13 protein-coding genes are annotated in these 17231 nt (G+C 73.9%); 7 read left to right on the top strand and 6 right to left on the bottom strand.

Annotated features, from left to right (window positions below):
• Nucleotides 1–133 precede the first annotated feature (133 nt).
• From PH191_RS02845 to PH191_RS02835, 3 genes are read right to left on the bottom strand one after another with little or no spacing between them, the layout of a single operon-like run.
• The gene (locus PH191_RS02845) at nt 134–1798 is read right to left on the bottom strand and encodes an acyl--CoA ligase family protein (protein ID WP_274193109.1); all 1665 of its coding nucleotides are present in this window, start codon (nt 1796–1798) and stop codon (nt 134–136) included.
• A 14-nt stretch (nt 1799–1812) separates the two neighbouring features.
• The gene (locus tag PH191_RS02840; RefSeq protein ID WP_274193108.1) at nt 1813–2289 is read right to left on the bottom strand and encodes a rhodanese-like domain-containing protein; all 477 of its coding nucleotides are present in this window, start codon (nt 2287–2289) and stop codon (nt 1813–1815) included.
• Nucleotides 2286–2915: a cysteine dioxygenase gene (locus PH191_RS02835; RefSeq protein WP_274193107.1), complete on the bottom strand. Its 630-nt coding sequence runs from the start codon at nt 2913–2915 to the stop codon at nt 2286–2288. The genes PH191_RS02840 and PH191_RS02835 overlap by 4 nt, the downstream gene beginning before the upstream one ends.
• Before the next feature lie 393 nt (nt 2916–3308).
• Between PH191_RS02835 and PH191_RS02830 the strand changes: the two genes are divergently transcribed.
• From PH191_RS02830 to PH191_RS02820, 3 genes are all read left to right on the top strand, one after another.
• Nucleotides 3309–7097, top strand: a complete 3789-nt coding sequence (locus PH191_RS02830) for an ABC transporter ATP-binding protein (RefSeq protein ID WP_274193665.1) — start codon at nt 3309–3311, stop codon at nt 7095–7097.
• Nucleotides 7098–7330: 233 nt separating this feature from the next.
• Nucleotides 7331–8122, top strand: coding sequence for a hypothetical protein (locus tag PH191_RS02825; protein WP_274193106.1), 792 nt, complete (start codon nt 7331–7333; stop codon nt 8120–8122).
• 103 nt (nt 8123–8225) lie between these two features.
• Nucleotides 8226–8879, top strand: a complete 654-nt coding sequence (locus tag PH191_RS02820; protein ID WP_274193105.1) for a class F sortase — start codon at nt 8226–8228, stop codon at nt 8877–8879.
• A gap of 36 nt (nt 8880–8915) precedes the next feature.
• Here the strand turns inward: PH191_RS02820 and PH191_RS02815 are convergent, their stop codons facing one another.
• Together PH191_RS02815 and PH191_RS02810 are read right to left on the bottom strand one after the other, a co-directional pair.
• Nucleotides 8916–9527: a class F sortase gene (locus PH191_RS02815; protein ID WP_274193104.1), complete on the bottom strand. Its 612-nt coding sequence runs from the start codon at nt 9525–9527 to the stop codon at nt 8916–8918.
• Between the two features lie 2 nt (nt 9528–9529).
• Complete coding sequence (locus tag PH191_RS02810) at nt 9530–10240, bottom strand: CHRD domain-containing protein (RefSeq protein WP_274193103.1); 711 nt, start codon at nt 10238–10240, stop codon at nt 9530–9532.
• A gap of 250 nt (nt 10241–10490) precedes the next feature.
• On the opposite strand from PH191_RS02810, the gene PH191_RS02805 reads away from it, so the two are divergent.
• The 4 genes from PH191_RS02805 to PH191_RS02790 all read left to right on the top strand — a co-directional run bounded on the left by PH191_RS02805 (nt 10491) and on the right by PH191_RS02790 (nt 15966).
• Entirely contained in the window at nt 10491–11057 is a 567-nt protein-coding gene (locus PH191_RS02805; RefSeq protein WP_274193102.1) for a sigma-70 family RNA polymerase sigma factor, read from the top strand.
• A complete protein-coding gene (locus tag PH191_RS02800) occupies nt 11054–11752 on the top strand; it encodes a zf-HC2 domain-containing protein (RefSeq protein ID WP_274193101.1) in 699 nt (232 codons plus the stop codon). Before PH191_RS02805 ends, PH191_RS02800 begins: the two co-directional genes overlap by 4 nt.
• A 178-nt stretch (nt 11753–11930) precedes the next feature.
• A complete protein-coding gene (locus tag PH191_RS02795; RefSeq protein WP_274193100.1) occupies nt 11931–15767 on the top strand; it encodes a multifunctional oxoglutarate decarboxylase/oxoglutarate dehydrogenase thiamine pyrophosphate-binding subunit/dihydrolipoyllysine-residue succinyltransferase subunit in 3837 nt (1278 codons plus the stop codon).
• A gap of 22 nt (nt 15768–15789) precedes the next feature.
• A complete protein-coding gene (locus PH191_RS02790; RefSeq protein ID WP_274191560.1) occupies nt 15790–15966 on the top strand; it encodes a DUF6104 family protein in 177 nt (58 codons plus the stop codon).
• Between the two features lie 190 nt (nt 15967–16156).
• Here PH191_RS02790 and PH191_RS02785 read toward each other — a convergent pair whose 3' ends face one another.
• Nucleotides 16157–17155 (bottom strand): CobW family GTP-binding protein, encoded by a 999-nt coding sequence (locus PH191_RS02785; protein WP_274193099.1) that lies wholly within the window; start codon nt 17153–17155, stop codon nt 16157–16159.
• Between the last annotated feature and the right edge of the window lie 76 nt (nt 17156–17231).

The raw sequence follows: 17231 nt of genomic DNA, 5'->3' as shown, positions 1-17231 counted from the left end.
TCGCGACTCGGCGGACATCCTCCGCCGTCCGCCAGCCGTTCCCCCCACCGGCCCCTCCCATGCGCGCGGCGGGCGAGTCGGCGTGCGAGTGCGTGGCCCTGTCGGCGTGCGAGTGCGTGGCCGCTGACGTCTCTCAGCCGCGGATGCGGGTCCCGCTGTCGCCCCACTCCTTGGCGCGCAGCGCGAACTTCTGGATCTTCCCGGTGGACGTCTTCGGGAGCTCCTCGACGATCTCGACGTCACGGGGCGCCTTGTAGCGGGCGATGGCGCCCTTGACGTGGTCGATGATCGCGTCCGGCTCGGCGTCCTTGCCCTGCCGCAGGACCACGAACGCCTTGGGGCGCTCGCCCCACCGCTCGTCGGGGACACCGACGACCGCGGCCTCGAGCACCGCCGGGTGACTCAGCACGGCCTGCTCGACCTCGACGGTCGAGATGTTCTCGCCGCCGGAGATGACGACGTCCTTGGCCCGGTCGCGCAGCTCCACGTAGCCGTCGGGGTGCATGACCCCCAGGTCGCCGGAGTGGTACCAGCCGCCGGCGAACGCCTTGGCCGTCGCGTCGTCGTCGCGGAAGTAGCCGGACATGACGTTGTTGCCGCGCATGACGATCTCGCCCATCGTCCGGCCGTCGGCCGGCACGTCGACGAGCTGCACCGACGCCCAGGCCGACGCATCGTCGGCGACGTCCTCGTCCAGCGTCTCGACCACCCGCACCGGCTCGGCGATCAGCATCCCGACGCCCTGGCGGGCCTGCAGCCGCGCCCGCTCGTGCTCCTCGAGGCCGCGCCAGTCCTCCTGCCACTGGCACACCGTGTAGGGCCCGTAGGTCTCGGTGAGGCCGTAGACGTGGACGATCCGGAAGCCCATCTTCTCCATCTCGAGGATGGTGGTCGGGCTCGGCGGGGCGCCCGCGGTGGTCACCACCAGCGCGTAGTCCAGGGTCCGGGCCTCGGCGGCGTTCATGATCGTGGTGACGACGGTGGGCGCGCCGTTGAGGTGGGTGACCCGGTGCTCGTCGATGAGCGCCCAGATCGCGTCGCCGCGGACCTCGCGCAGGCAGACGTGGGTGCCGCCGATCGCGGTGATCCCCCAGGGCGTGCACCAGCCGTTGCAGTGGAACATCGGCAGCGTCCACAGGTAGACGCTCGACGGGTCGTGGTACGAGTGCACGATCTCGCCCAGCGAGTTCAGGTACGCGCCGCGGTGGTGGTACTGCACGCCCTTGGGGCGTCCGGTGGTGCCGCTCGTGTAGTTGATGCTGATGGTCGAGCGCTCGTCGTCGACCTCCCACGGGAGATCGGCCCCGTCGTCGCCGCGGGCCAGCAGGTCGTCCCACGTCGCGCCCTCGACCGACGTGCCCGCGTCCGGGCCCTGCGGGTCGACGAGCGTGACGATCTCCCGCACCGTCTCCAGCGAGTCCGCGACCGGGTCGACGACCGCGCGCAGCGTCGAGTCGACCACCAGGACCGTGGCGCCGGAGTGGTCGAGGATGTAGCGCACCTCCTCGCTCGACAGGCGCGTGTTCACCGCGACGAGCACCGCCCCGCCCAGCGGCACCCCGAAGTGCGCCACGAGCATCTCCGGCACGTTCGGCAGCAGGCACGCGACGCGGTCGCCGGGCCCGACGCCGCTCGCTCGCAGCCCGCGCGCCAGGCGCTGGGCGTCCCGGGCGAAGTCGGCGTAGGTGTGGCGCGCCGTCCCGTGGACGATCGCGACCTTCTCCGGGTACACCGCGGCCGACCGGCGCAGGAACGAGAGCGGCGTGAGCGGGGTGATCCAGGTCTCCGGCGTGTCCACCCCGGGATCATCGCTCAGTCGTCGTGTGACGGGCCAGGGCCCTGTGCGTGACGGGGCCGGGCCTGATGGGGCCGTGCCTGATGGGGCTGGGCGTAGTCGGGGCGCTCGTCGGACCCCGGCGCCGTGGGGAGCCCGGCGGCGGACCAGGCGCGGAAGCCCCCGACGACGTCCGTCGCCCGGTGCAGGCCGATCTCCTGGAGTGCCGCGGCCGCGAGCGACGACGTGTAGCCCTCGGAACAGAGGACGATCCACTGCCGGTCGGGCGAGTCCGCCTCGGCGATCCGGGCGTCGGACGTCGGGTCGAGGCGCCACTCGAGGTGGTTGCGCTCGATCACCACCGCGCCCGGCACCGTGCCCTCGTCGAGGCGCTGCCAGCCCGGGCGGATGTCGACGAGCAGGGCGCCGGCGTCGACGGCCTGGGCCGCGTCGCGGGGGTCGAGCCGCCGCAGGCGCGCCCGGGCGCGGTCGAGGAGATCGGAGATCGCACTCACTCGGGAGACTGCCCGGGCGCGACCAGCTCGGAGCGCGTGCGCTTGAGCACGCCGCCCTCGACGCCGTAGTACGACATCGCCGACAGCGGCGGGGAGTAGGCGTGCACGCTGACCGCGGTCTCGAGCGCGCGGTTGCTGACGTCGTGGACGTGCCCGAGGCCGAACGCGACGCCACGACCGGGCTCGAGGACCCGGCGGCGCAGCCCCGGACCGCGGGAGGCGAGCTCCTCGGCACGGCAGGCGTCGTCGTCCTCGCTGCCGGCGGTCCAGCGCCACTCGGTCAGGCCGCCGCGCACGACGGTCAGTGCGCCGAGCGAGCCGCCGTGGTCGTGCAGCTCGGCGGCCTGGTCGCTGGCCCAGGAGATCAGCCAGACGTCGAGGTGCTCGTCGGCGTGCAGGCGCTGCGACCAGCGGTGCACGGGGTCGACCTCGACGGCGTGGCGGCCGGCGTGGACCTCGTCGGCCACCTCACGGGTGAGGGCGACGAGGTCGGCGAGGCTCGCCGGGGTCGGGCCGTCCTGCCAGCGGCGGCGGTCGGCGCGCAGGGTGCGGGGACGGGCGAACGGGCTGGCGTGCGGGCTGGCGTGCGGGCTGACGTGCGTGGGTGTGTCGACCAGGGCGGTCACGACGGTCGTTCCTCCGGGTGCGGGCGTCCACGCGCGCACAGCCCCCGGGGTCAGGGAGGGACCGGTGCGGCGCGCGGGCGACGGGACGGGACGTCGCGGCCGGATGGCTCGCGACGATCGGCTCGTCAGGCCCGTCGACACCGCTCGTCGAACACGTGCGCGCGGCGGCTCCCCCAGAGGGGGCCGAGCAGGAAGTGGCGCACGCCGGTATTCGACCACGACGCCGGTCGTTCGTCACGTCGGGGTCCGCGATCGGGCCGCCTGTCGGGGTGCCGTCCTAATCTGGGAGGGACCTCCCCATCCACCACCACTTCTCCGGAGGGCACCACGGAGCGCACCACCGAGCACGTCCCCGCCCGTGAGGACGTGCCGACCGGCCCCGCCCGTGGCTGGATGCGACGTCTCGCGAGCGACTGCTGGCGCCGCCCCTCGCTCACCGTGGCCGCCCTCACGGCGTCGGTGCTGGGCGTCAGCCTCGAGGCCGTCGGACCCCTGCTGATCGGCACGGCGGTCGACCGCGCGGTCGCCGGATCCACCGCGGGCCTCGGCCCGCTGGTGATCGCGATGGCCGCCATCGCCGTCGTCCGCTTCGGCGCCGCCTTCCTGCGCCGCTACCTCGGGGGGCGCCTCTCGCTCGGGGTGCAGCACGACCTGCGCCGGCGCGTGTTCGGCTCGGTCTCACGCCTCGACGGGCCCAAACAGGACGCGCTGCGCACCGGGCAGGTCGTCTCGCGCGCCAACTCCGACCTGCAGCAGGTCCAGGGCCTGCTGGGCATGGTCCCGCTGGTCGCGGGCACGCTCGGGCAGCTGGTGGTCTCGATCGGCATCATGCTGTGGCTCTCGCCGCTGCTCACGGTGGCATCGATGATCATCCTGCCGGTCGGCGTCCTGTTCACCGCACGCATGCGACGGCGCCTGTTCCCGGCGACGTGGGCCGCGCAGCAGAGCGCGGCCGAGGTCGCCCAGCACGTCGAGGAGGCCGTCACCGGCGTCCGCGTCGTCAAGGGCTTCGGGCAGGAGGACCGCGAGACGGGCCGGCTGCGCGACGCCGCCCGGCGGCTCTACGCCCAGCGGCTGCGGGCGGCGCGGTTCAACGCCCGTCTCACCCCGACGCTCCAGGCGCTGCCGACGGTGGGCCAGCTCGGGGTCTTCGGGCTCGGCGGCGCGCTCGCGGTCAGCGGGCAGATCTCGCTCGGGGTGTTCATCGCGTTCACCTCCTACGTCGCGGCGCTCGTGGGGCCCGCGCGGCTCGTCGCCGGGCTGGTCGTCACCGGCCAGCTCGCCCGCGCGGGCGTGGAGCGGGTCTACGAGCTCATCGACTCCCAGCCCGAGATCGTCGATGCGCCGGCGGCCCGCGAGGTCCCGGCGGGGCCGCTCGGCGTCGAGCTCGACGACGTGCGGTTCGGCTACGCGCGCAGCGAGCCGGTGCTCGACGGGCTGACGCTCGAGATCACGCCCGGCGAGACGGTGGCGCTCGTCGGCACCGCGGGGTCGGGCAAGTCGACGGTCGCGCTGCTCGCCCCGCGCTTCTACGACGTGCAGGCCGGCGCGCTGCGCATCGGCCCGCCGGGCGAGGCCGTCGACGTGCGCGAGCTGCGCCTCGACGCCCTGCGCCGCGCGGTCGGCGTGGTGTTCGAGGAGGCGTTCCTCTTCTCCGACACCGTGCGGGCCAACATCGCCTACGGCTGCCCGGACGCCACCGAGGAGCAGATCCGCGCCGCCGCGGCCGCCGCGCAGGCCGACGGCTTCATCAACGACCTGCCCGACGGCTACGACACCCGCGTCGGCGAACGGGGCCTGACGCTCTCCGGTGGCCAGCGCCAGCGCGTGGCGCTCGCCCGCGCCCTGCTCTACGACCCGCGGGTCCTCGTGCTCGACGACGCCACGTCCGCCGTCGACCCCACCACCGAGGCCGCGATCGGCGAGACCCTGCGGGCGGTCACCGCGCAGCGCACCACGCTGGTGATCGCCCATCGCCGCTCGACGCTCTCGCTCGCCGACCGGATCGCGGTGCTCGACGGCGGCCGGGTCGTCGACGTCGGCACCCACGCCGAGCTCGAGGGCCGCTGCCGGCTGTTCCGCGAGCTGCTCGCGGGGCCTGCGGAGCTCATCGACGAGCCGGGGTGGGTGCTCGACGAGCCCGCCGACCCCGCTGCCTCGGCGGCCGAGGGTCGGGACGCCACCATCACCCCGGCCCTGTGGCCCGACGACCCGGCGCCCGACCGCCCGGTCCCCCCGCCGGCGCCGATCACGGTCTCCTCGGGCTCGGAGGCGCTCGCCGGCGGGCTCGACGGGGCGGCGCCGACCGAGATGACGGCGGCCCTGGAGAAGCTGCCGCCCGCCACCGAGGAGCCCCGGCTCTACGGCGAGGACCCCACCGCCCCCGACCCGGGCTTCCGGCTCGGGCGGCTGATGCGCCCCGTGCGGTGGGCCCTCGTGCTCGCCGTCGTGCTCCTCGGCCTCGACGCCGCGGCCACCGTGGCGTTCCCGTCGCTCGCGCGCCTCGCCGTCGACGGCGGCATCCAGGCGGGCTCGCTCGACATCCTGTGGCTGTCCGTCGGGCTGGGTCTGGTGGTGGTCTCCGTCGACTGGGTGGTGGTCGCGGCGCAGACCGTGCTCACCGCCCGCATCGGCGAGGGGCGCCTGTTCCTGCTGCGCACGCGCAGCTTCGCGCACCTGCAGCGCCTCGGGCTCGACTTCTACGAGCGCGAGCTCGGCGGCCGGATCATGACGCGGATGACGACGGACGTGGACGCGCTCTCGTCGTTCCTGCAGACGGGTATGGCGCAGGCCGTGGTCAGCCTGCTCACCGTCCTCGGTGTGGCCGTGGCTCTGCTCGTCACCGACCTCGAGCTGGCGCTCGTCTCGTTCGCCGTGATGCCGGTGCTGATCGTCGCCACGCTGATCTTCCGGCGCATGGTCTCGGCGGCGTATGCGGAGGCGCGCGAGCGCGTCAGCGTCGTCAACGCCGACCTGCAGGAGAACGTCGCCGGCCTGCGGGTGGCCCAGGCGCACACCCACGAGGAGCGCTCGGCGGCCACCTTCGCCGGCAACAGCGACGCCTACCGCCGCGCGCGGGTCCGCGCGCAGCGCATGATCGCGACGTACTTCCCGTTCGCCGCGATGCTCTCCGACCTCGCGCAGGCCGCGGTGCTCGGCGTCGGCGCCGCCCGCGTCGCCACCGGCGGCCTGTCCCCCGGCATCCTCGCGGCGTTCCTGCTCTACCTCGCGATGTTCTTCGGCCCCGTCCAGCAGCTCTCGCAGGTGTTCGACGGCTACCAGCAGGCACGCATCGGGCTCATGCGCATCGGCGAGCTGCTGCGCACGCCGACGTCGGTGCCCTCGCCGGAGCACCCGGTGGTGCTCGACGACCTGCGCGGCGAGGTCGAGATGCGCGACGTCGGCTTCACCTACGCCGGCGCGACCACGCCCGCGCTCGCCGACTTCTCCCTGCACGTGCCGCCCGGGCGCACCGTCGCGCTCGTCGGCGCCACCGGGGCGGGGAAGTCGACGGTGGTCAAGCTCGTCGCGCGGTTCTACGACGCCACCGCGGGCACCGTGCTCCTCGACGGCGTCGACATCCGCGACCTCGACATCCCGACGCTGCACCGGCGCCTCGGGGTCGTCCCACAGGAGGCGCACCTGTTCGTCGGCGACGTCGCCTCGAACATCGCCTACGGCGACCCGGAGGCCACCCCCGCGCGGATCGAGCAGGCCGCGCGCGACGTCGGCGCCGTGGACATGATCGCGTCGCTGCCGGCGGGCTTCCGCCAGCCCATCGGCGAGCGGGGCGGCGGGCTCTCGGCCGGTCAACGCCAGCTCGTCGCCCTCGCCCGGGCCGAGCTCGTGGACCCCCGGCTGCTGCTGCTCGACGAGGCCACCGCCGCGCTCGACCCCGCCACCGAGGGCGCCGTGCTGGCCGCGGGCGACCGCGTCTCGCGCGGCACCGGTGCGGCGCCCCGCACGACGTTCGTCGTCGCCCACCGCCTCGCCACCGCCGCGCGCGCCGACCACATCGTCGTGATCGACGGGGGACGGATCCTCGAGGAGGGCGCGCACGCCGAGCTCCTGGCGCGCGACGGGGCCTACGCGCGCCTGTGGCGTGCCGGTGCGGGCACGGTGGACGACGCGATCGAGGCGGTCGACCCGTTCGACGACGACGACCTCGCGCGCACGGGCTGATCCGTTCCCGGAGGAATCGAGCCCGGCACCGGCGGAGCCCTGACCAGCACGGACGACGCCTCGAATTGTCCGGGAAACGAAACCCGGGAATCGGAGGGCATCATTCGTCCCGGCGGCCCGATCAGTTCGGTTTCCCGTCGAATCCGACCATTTCCGAACCGGTCGGCGGCCCGGCGCGGACGAGGGACAACAGCTGCGCACCGCACGCTGATCTCGCTCCGGAAGGCCTTCTCGTGACCCTTCGTCGTACGTTCGCCACCCTGCTCGTCGGCGGTGTGTCGGCCCTGGCGCTGGCCGGGCTCACCGCCGGTACCGCGGCCGCCGCCGACCCGGTCGCCACCATCCCCGACCTCACCGGCCAGTCGTCGTCGGTCCGGCTCGACTCCGGCTTCACCGACGCCCTGACCCAGCTCGAGGTCACCCCCGGCACGATCGGCGACGCCACGCTCGCCGACGGCAGCGTGACGTTCCCGATCACCGGGGGCAACGTCACCGTCTACGAGCCCGGCGCCGTCAACCCCTACGTCCAGGGCCGCATCGAGCACGACGGCAGCGGCCTGAGCCTCACCAAGGGCGAGACCGAGGTCGAGCTGACCGACTTCGTCATCGACCCGGGCAACCCCGCGACGCTGAGCGGCAAGGTCAGCGCGGGCGGCCAGACCATCGCCGAGTCCGCGGTGCTGTTCGACCTCGACGGCTCGACCCTGCAGCCCATCTCGACCGACGCCGCGGCCGGGACCGCCACCCTGACCGGCACCACGGTGCGGCTCTCGCAGACCGCGGCGACCGCGCTCAACCAGGCGTTCAGCACCGACGCGATCCAGGGCGGGCTGACCATCGGCGTCGCCACCATCGTCGTCAACCTGCCCGGCCAGATGCCGGCCATGCCGGCCGGCGGCGTCGAGACCGGCGGCGGCTCCACCAGCGGACCGTCCCCCGTCCTGCTGACCGCGGGCATCGTCGCCCTGGTCGCCGCGGGTGGCGTGGGCTTCGCCGCCCGGCGTCGCGCGGGCGCCCGGCACTGACCCTGCCCTGACCCCTGCACCGATCCACTGATCGGTTACTGGCTGGTATCGCTCGCTCAGCGAGCGATACCAGCCAGTAGTCGTCGCACAACGGGAGCAATCGATGACCGAGCCCACCGCACCGGCCCGTCCCCGGGTCCTGCTGGTGGCGGCCGGCGCGCTCGCGGTGCTCGGCCTCGTGCTGGGGGGCGCCGGGCTCCTCGGGACGAATCCGCCCGCCCCGGCGGCCGCCGTCGCCGCGGACCCGCTGCCCTCGACCCCACCGAGCGCCCCCGCGGGACCCCGCCAGCAGCCGGCCACCGGGTCTCCCCCGGCGACGATCGCCATCCCCGCGATCGACGTCTCCTCGCCGGTCGACTCGGTCGGACTGAAGCCCGACGGCACCCTCGAGGTCCCGGTGCCGGGCCCGGCGTACGACCACGCCGCCTGGTACCGCGGCTCGCCGACGCCCGGACGGGTCGGCCCGTCGGTGATCCTCGGGCACGTCGACTCGGCCGCGAACGGCCCGTCGGTGTTCTACGACCTCGGGCGGCTCCGCCCCGGCGACCGGATCACGGTCACCGCGGCGGACCGGTCTGCGCGCACCTTCGCGGTCGACGCCGTGCGCTCCTACCCGAAGGACGGGTTCCCGCGCCTCGAGGTCTACGGCGACACCGCGGGCCCCGAGCTGCGCCTCATCACCTGCGGCGGCGACTTCGACGACGCCGCGGGCTCGTACCGCGACAACACGGTCGTCTTCGCCCGGCTCGTCCCGTGAGCCGCCCTGACGTGAGCCGCCTGACGTGAGTCGCCCTCACGTGAGTCGCACCGCGTGCACCACGAGGTTGTCGGTGTAGCTGCGCGCGCCGCGGTCGAAGTCGCCGGCACAGGTCACCAGCCGCAGGACGTCGGTGGCGGTCGCCCCGAACACCGCGAAGGTCGGGAACGCGTCCTTGGCCACCTGTTCGGTGCGCTCGACGGCGTAGCGCGCCACCGACCCGTCGGACCGGCCGACCTCGACGACGTCCCCGGGGCGCAGGTCGCGCAGGCGGAAGAACACGGCGGGGCCGGCGCGGGAGTCGACGTGCCCGAGCAGCACGGTCGGGCCCCGGCCCGCGGGCACCGGGACGTCGGCGGGGGCCGCCCCGGCGCGCTGCGCCGCGAGGGTCCGGTCGAACCAGCCGACCCGCCCGAAGTCCTGCGGCACCTCGGCGCTGCCGTCCGACGCGACACCGAGCCCGAGGAGCGCCGGCTCGTCGACGTCGATGGCCGGCACCCGCACCGAGGTCGGCACCACCGCCCCGGGCCCGGGTCGCTCGCCGGTGGTGACCTGCGGAGAGGTGGGCGCCGCCCCCGGGACCGCCCCGCCGCCCGCACACCCGGCGAGCAGCAGGACGGCCCCGAGGACGAGCGCGGCGAGACGCATCGTCAGGAGCTGGTGCCGCGCCGGCGGTGGGCGACGGCCCCGGCGGCGGCGGCCGCGACGAGGGCACCCACACCGAGCGCGGCCGGTGCGACGTCGCCGGTCGCCGTGGCGCCGGCCGTGGCCCCGCCGCCGGTCTCGACGCCGCCCATCGGCACCGCCATCAGCTGACCGCGCACCGCGCCCGCGGAGTACTCAGCGGTGTGGGTGTCGCCGAAGAAGGCCGCCGGGTTCTCCTCGATCTCCTTGACGGTGAAGCCCGTGCCGGTGTCCTGGCCGTTCGCCATCACCCCGGTGGTGAACGGGCCCTGCAGGCAGCCGGAGCTGGTGCGCGTGTCGCCGTCGCCCGCGGGGTTCGGGAAGGCGAGGCGCGGCGGGCCCGCGGCACCCTCGGCGGCCTCGTGGATGTGCGTCGCGGTCCGCGCCGGGCTCATGTACTCACCGGTCACGCCGCTCAGCGTGAGGTCGTAACAGATGACGTCCTCGTCGGAGTTGATGCGGTAGTTGAAGGTGCCGGTGGCGCCCGGCTGCCCCGGGGCCGGCTGGCCGTTCGTGCCGATGACCATGTCGGGGGTCGCCATCGCGGTGAACATGCTGGTGAAGGTCTCGGGCTCGTCGACCTCGGTATCGGCGGCGTAGGCCGCACCCCCCGAGAACAGGACCGCGCCGGCGGTCAGCACGGACAGGGCGGCGAGCTTCGGGAGTGCACGGTGCACGGGGGCCTCCTGGCGATGGGCGGGATGTCCGGATCGCCCGTCTCTACGGAGCCCTCGGCGGCCGCGTTCACCACGATCCGCCGCGGATTCCTCCCCGAGGTCGGTGAACGCTCCCGGCCGCCGCTCCGTACCGACGGGAGTGACCCGTGCCGTCCCGCTCCGCGTCGCCGCGTCGCGCGCACGCATCACGACGCGGTCACACCGCAACGATCACGATGCTCCGGACGTCGTAGCGCGCAGGGGGAACCGGGTGAGCGAGGCCGCAGGGATCGCGCGCGCGCCGGTGGACCTGCGCCGGACCGAGGATCTCGAGGCCGCCTACCGCGCCCACGCCGGCGAGCTCGAGCGCTTCGCCCTGCGGCAGCTGCGCGACCCGGGCGCCGCCTCGGACGTGGTGCAGGAGGTGTTCGTGCGGGCCTGGCGCCACGCCGACCGCTACGACGCGACGGTGGCGAGCCTGCGGGTGTGGCTGTTCACCATCGCCCGCAACGCGGTGATCGACCACGTCCGCCACGCGCGGAGCCGCCCGAGCACACCGACCGCGCCCGGCGACCTGTCGCTGGTGTCGGACCGGTCCGGGCCCGCGGGCCGGGACGACTTCAGCGACGACCTCGTCACCGCCTGGTTCGTCGAGGAGGCCCTCACGCGACTGGGCGACGACCAGCGCAGCGCCATCGTCGAGACCTCGGTCCGGGGCCGCCCGTACGCCGAGGTGGCCGAGGAGCAGGGTGTCCCGATCGGCACCCTGCGCAGCCGGGTCTTCTACGGCCTGAAGAACCTGCGGCAGATCATGGACGACATGGGAGTCCCGCTGTGACCACGACGCCCGACGGCCACGAGCGGCTGCGCGAGCAGCTCGGCGCCCACGCGCTCGGGGCGCTCGACGACGAGGAGCGCGCCGAGGTCGACGCCCACCTGCGCACCTGCGCGTCGTGCCGCGCCGAGCTCGCCGAGCTGGTGCCGCTCGCCGGGCCGCTGCGTCACGTCGACCCGGACGCCGCACGGACCGCGGGCAGGACCGCGCCAGGGAGCCCGCCGTCCCCCGACGGCTTCGCCGCGGTCCTCGACCGTCTCGGCGCGGACGAGGAGCCGCGGGAGGCACCCCGGTCCCGGCGGCGGCTCGCACCCCTGCTCGCGACGGCGGCCGTCGCGGCGGTGGTCGGGCTCGCCGGCGTGGGGATCGGCCTCGCGGTCGGCGCCGCGGGCGAGCCGCCCGTCGACCCGGTCGCGGTGCAGTCCCTCGACCCCGCGATCCGCGCCACCGCTGGCACGATCGACCACACCTGGGGCGTCGAGATGGTGCTCACGGCGTCGGGGTTCGCCGAGGGGCAGACGTACGACGTCACCGTCCTCGACCGCGCCGGACGCCCCGTCCCGGCGGGCGCGTTCCGCGGCACGGGTCCGGCCGAGATGGTGTGCCGGCTCAACTCCTCGGTGCTCCGGGACCAGGCCGGCGGGTTCGTCGTCACCGACGCCGAGGGCGACGAGGTGCTGCGTTCGCGCTTCGCCTGAACGGGCACTCCGGGGGGAGACGCCGATCCCTGGACCTCTCCGAGCCACGCGCAGGTGGAGCAACGGTCCGTGTGGACCGGTGCAGTGCGAGACAGGGGCCCACCCCGCGCGGTGTCAAGCGCTAATCTGGACACGCTTCCGACGCCACCGCGATGACTGATTGAGGCGATTTCGAGTCGTGTCGAGTAGTAGCCCGACCGCCCAGTTCGGACCCAACGAGTGGCTGGTCGACGAGATGTACCAGCGCTACCTCGCCGACCCCTCCTCGGTCGACAAGGCGTGGCACGAGTTCTTCGCCGACTACGCCCCTGCCGACAGCCAGCCCGACGGCGCCGACCAGCAGGCCGACGACGCCGCCGAGACGGCCTCGGCCGGTGACGGCGCCGCCCCCGCGTCGGCCGCTCCCGCGCCCGCCCCGTCCAACGGGAAGGCCTCCACGAGCACCGCGTCGGCGTCGCAGGACGCCCCGCGCTCGTCGGCCAACGGCAGCGCGCCCGCCGGCAGCACCACGGGCACCGGATCGCCGTCCGCCCCGTCGACCGACGGCGCGCGCACCACCTCCTCGCGCAGCGGCGAGACCCCGAGCAAGCCGCCGGCCGGCACCACGAGCCCCGCCAAGGCCGCCCAGCCCGGCGCGGGCGCCGACGCCGACCAGACGACGAAGCCGCTGCGCGGCGCCGCGAACGCGATCGCGAAGAACATGACCGCGTCGCTGCAGCTGCCCACCGCGACGAGCGTGCGCGCGGTGCCGGCGAAGCTGCTGGCCGACAACCGCATCGTCATCAACAACCACCTGCGGCGCTCGCGCGGCGGGAAGGTCTCGTTCACCCACCTGCTCGGGTACGCGATGGTCCGCGCCCTCGCGGACTTCCCGAACATGAACCGCCACTACGGGGAGGACGACAAGGGCAAGCCCGCCGTCGTCGACCCGGGGCACGTCAACCTCGGCCTGGCGATGGACCTGCCGGGCAAGGACGGCTCGCGCACGCTCGTCGTCGTCGCCCTCAAGGGCACCGAGAACATGAGCTTCGCGCAGTTCTGGGCCTCCTACGAGGAGATGGTGCGCAAGGCACGCAACAACGCGCTGACCAGCGAGGACTTCTCCGGTGTCACGATCAGCCTGACCAACCCGGGCACGATCGGCACCAACCACTCGGTGCCGCGCCTGACCGTCGGCCAGGGCACGATCGTCGGTGTCGGCGCCATGGAGTACCCCGCCGAGTTCCAGGGGGCGAGCGAGGAGAAGCTCGCCGACATGGGCATCAGCAAGATCATCACGCTGACGTCCACGTACGACCACCGGATCATCCAGGGCGCCGAGTCCGGCGACTTCCTGCGCCGCATCCACCACCTCGTGCTCGGCGAGGACGGCTTCTACGACGACATCTTCGCGTCGCTGCGGATCCCCTACGAGCCGATCCGCTGGCGCCAGGACCTGCCGTCGTCGCAGATCGACCGCACCGCGCGGATCATCGAGCTGATCGACGCGTACCGGACGCGCGGCCACCTCATGGCCGACACCGACCCGCTGTCGCACCCGCAGCGCAAGCATCCCGACCTCGACATCGCGTCGCACGGGCTCACGCTGTGGGACCTCGACCGCGAGTTCCCCGTCGACGGCTTCGCCGGCCGCGGCTGCATGAAGCTGCGCGACGTCCTCGGGGTCCTGCGTGACTCGTACTGCCGCACCATCGGCATCGAGTACATGCACATCCTCGACCCCGAGAAGCGCGACTGGCTCCAGGAGCGCATCGAGCGCCCGCACGAGAAGGTGCCGGTCGCCGAGCAGAAGTACATCCTCTCGAAGCTCAACGCCGCCGAGGCGTTCGAGGCGTTCCTGCAGACCAAGTACGTCGGGCAGAAGCGCTTCTCGCTCGAGGGCGCCGAGACCGTCATCCCGCTGCTCGACGCCGTGCTCGACACGGCCGCGGCGCACGAGATGGACGAGGTCGTCGTCGGCATGCCCCACCGCGGGCGGCTCAACGTGCTGGCGAACATCGTCGGCAAGCCGGTGTCGCAGATCTTCCGCGAGTTCGAGGGCAACCTCGACCCGGGCCAGGCCCACGGCTCCGGCGACGTGAAGTACCACCTCGGCGCCGAGGGCAAGTTCTTCCGGATGTTCGGCGACGGCGAGACCACGGTGTCGCTGACGTCGAACCCGTCGCACCTCGAGGCCGTCGACCCCGTGATGCAGGGCATCGTGCGGGCCAAGCAGGACGTGCTCGACAAGGGGCCCGAGGGCTTCACCGTCCTGCCCGTCGCGTTGCACGGCGACGCCGCCTTCGCCGGCCAGGGCGTGGTCGCCGAGACGCTCAACCTCGCGCTGCTGCGCGGCTACCGCACCGGCGGCACGGTGCACGTGATCGTCAACAACCAGGTCGGCTTCACCACCGCGCCCGAGCACACCCGCTCGACGCACTACTGCACCGACGTGGCCAAGATGATCGACGCGCCGGTCTTCCACGTGAACGGCGACGACCCCGAGGCCTGCGTCTGGGTGGCGCGCCTCGCGGTCGAGTTCCGCGAGCGCTGGAACTCCGACGTCGTGATCGACATGATCTGCTATCGGCGCCGGGGCCACAACGAGGGCGACGACCCCTCGATGACCCAGCCGGAGATGTACGACGTCATCGACGCCAAGCGCTCGGTGCGCAAGACCTACACCGAGTCGCTGATCGGGCGCGGCGACATCTCGCTGGACGAGGCCGAGCACGCGCTGCGCGACTACGGCAGCCAGCTCGAGCACGTCTTCAACGAGGTCCGCGAGCTGGAGAAGGCCGACCCGGAGCCCAGCCCGTCGGTCGAGTGGGAGCAGGCCGTCCCGAACTCCCTGCAGACCGCGGTGCCGCTCGAGGTGATCCAGCGGATCGCCCGCGCGCACACCGAGCTGCCCGAGGGCTTCGCGGCGCACCCGCGCGTCAAGCCCGTCCTCGAGCGCCGCGGCAAGGCGGCGGCGACGGACACCGAGGAGGGCATCGACTGGGCGTACGCCGAGCTGCTCGCCTGGGGTTCGCTGCTCATCGACGGCAAGCTCGTGCGCCTGTCGGGCCAGGACTCCCGGCGCGGCACGTTCGTCCAGCGCCACTCGGTGATCATCGACCGGCACAACGGCGAGGAGTACGTCCCGCTGCGGAACCTCACCGCCGACCAGGGCAAGTTCATGCCCTACGACTCGGCGCTCTCGGAGTTCGCCGCGGTGGGCTTCGAGTACGGCTACTCGGTGGCGAACCACAACGCCCTGGTGCTGTGGGAGGCCCAGTTCGGCGACTTCGTCAACGGCGCGCAGTCGATCATCGACGAGTTCATCTCGTCCGGTGAGGCCAAGTGGGGCCAGACGTCCGACGTCGTGCTGCTCCTGCCGCACGGCCACGAGGGCCAGGGGCCGGACCACACCTCGGGGCGCATCGAGCGCTTCCTGCAGCTGTGCGCCGAGGGATCGATGACCGTCGCGGTGCCGTCGAGCCCGTCGAACTACTTCCACCTGCTGCGCCGCCACGCCATCGACGGCGTCCGCCGTCCGCTGGTCGTGTTCACCCCCAAGTCGATGCTGCGCAACAAGGCGGCCGTCAGCCCGGTGGAGGACTTCACCCACGGCAGCTACCGGCCGATCCTGGACGACCCGGCGTTCGCGAGCGGCGACACCGACGGCGTCACGCGCGTCCTGCTCTGCGCCGGCAAGCTCTACTACGAGCTGGTCGCCGCCCGCGAGAAGGCGGGCCGCACGAACGACACCGCGATCGTGCGGATGGAGCAGCTCTACCCGCTGGCCACCGAGGAGCTCACGGCCGTCCTCGACCGCTACCCGAACGCGGACGACGTCCGCTGGGTGCAGGAGGAGCCGGCCAACCAGGGCGCCTGGCCGTTCCTGGGTCTGTGGCTGCCGGAGCGCATGAACGGCCGCCTGCCCCACCTCAAGCGCGTGTCCCGCCGCCGCATGGCCGCCCCGGCCGCCGGCGTCGCCAAGGTGCACGAGGTGGAGCAGAAGGCGCTCATCGCCGAGGCGCTGGGCGACTAGTGGCTGCCGACTAGGTCCGCGCGTGTACTTCACGGACCGCGGGATCGAGGAGCTCGAGGACCGGCGGGGCGAGGAGGAGGTCAGCCTGGCCTGGCTGGCCGACCGCCTCCGCGCCTTCGTCGACGCCCACCCCGAGCACGCGGGCGCCGCCGACCGCTTCGCGACGTTCCTGGCGCGCGACGACAGCGATGACGAGTAGCGCCGGCGAGTAGGGACGACGAGTAGGGCCCCGGCAACAAGATCAGGAGCGCGAGGACCACCCTCGCGGGCACGCAGACGTGGTCATCGCGCCCCTGATCTTCGCGGCCTCCCCTGGCTCACGGCAGCGAACGGGGAGTTTGCGCGCGTAGAAGCAGCGAACGGCGCGTTCGCTGCATCGCCTGCAGCACTCAGACGGCGTCGACCCGGTCGGACTCCTCGTAGCGCAGGACCGGGAGCAGCGACGGCTCGTCCGCCGCGGGGTCGGCCGCGCAGGCGTCGAGCGCCGCGTGCAGGGCCGCCGCGTCGAGCCCGACGCCGAGGAACACCAGCCGGGCGCCGGCGACGTCGACGGACCGCGGCGCCGGTCGCACCCGGATCGCCGTCCCCACCGTCTGCACGACGAACGGGGCGGCGCCGGGGAACCGCACGACGCCCTTGGACCGGAAGACGCCGGTCGGGCCCGCCTCGAGGAACGCCGCGAACCGCGCCGGGTCCAGCGGGGTGTCCCGCTCGACCGCGACGCTCTCCCAGGCGGCGTGGGTGTGCTCGACCTCGGCGTCCTCGCGCAGCAGCGCGTCGAACGACAGCTGACCCGACCGGGGCGGCCCACGGCGGGCCGGCGGGTCGATGAGCAGCGCCGGGTCGAGGGCGCCGCGGACCACCGGGAGCACGGGACCAGGGGCGTTGGCCCGCAGAGAGGCGAGCAGCGGGCCGGGGTCGTCGACGCGGTCGACCTGGTTGAGCACCACGAGGTCGGCGAGGCGCACCGCCTCGTCGTGCTCCCCCTCCTCCACCGCGTCGACCACCACCACCAGCCCGCCGTACGCCGCGTGCCGCGCCTCGCCCCCGACGGCGTCGAGCAGCAGGCGCACGAGCTCGCGGGGCTCCGCGAGGCCGCTGGCCTCCACGACGACGAGGTCGAGGCGGGCGGCAGGCGCCGTCAGCTCGGCGAGCAGCCCCGCGAGGCCGTTGGCGTCGGTGGTGCAGCACAGGCACCCGTCGGCCAGCGACGTCACGGCGCTGGCCTGCCCCGCGACGAGCATCGCGTCGATCCCGATCGCCCCGAAGTCGTTGACGACGACGCCGATCCGGACCCCGTCGGCGCGGCGCAACAGGTGGTTGACCAGCGTCGACTTGCCGGCGCCGAGGTGACCGGCGACGAGCACCACGGGGACGCGACGGGGCACGCCGACCACCCTGACACAGGGCCGACGGGCCCCGAACTCCGGAGCGAACGGGGAGTTCGCACGCCTAGAAGCAGCG

Origin of the sequence: Actinomycetospora callitridis (genome assembly GCF_028737265.1) — a bacterium.
Classification (GTDB): Bacteria; Actinomycetota; Actinomycetes; order Mycobacteriales; family Pseudonocardiaceae; genus Actinomycetospora; species Actinomycetospora callitridis.
Note: the sequence above shows the minus strand (reverse complement) of the source record. Positions and strands in the feature narration are given on the sequence as shown.

Excerpts from the sequence above, each read along its gene's own strand:
- PH191_RS02820 (WP_274193105.1), top strand. The coding sequence starts at position 8,226 with ATGACCGAGCCCACCGCACCGGCCCGTCCCCGGGTCCTGCTGGTGGCG.
- PH191_RS02815 (WP_274193104.1), bottom strand. The coding sequence starts at position 9,527 with ATGCGTCTCGCCGCGCTCGTCCTCGGGGCCGTCCTGCTGCTCGCCGGG.
- PH191_RS02830 (WP_274193665.1), top strand. The coding sequence starts at position 3,309 with ATGCGACGTCTCGCGAGCGACTGCTGGCGCCGCCCCTCGCTCACCGTG.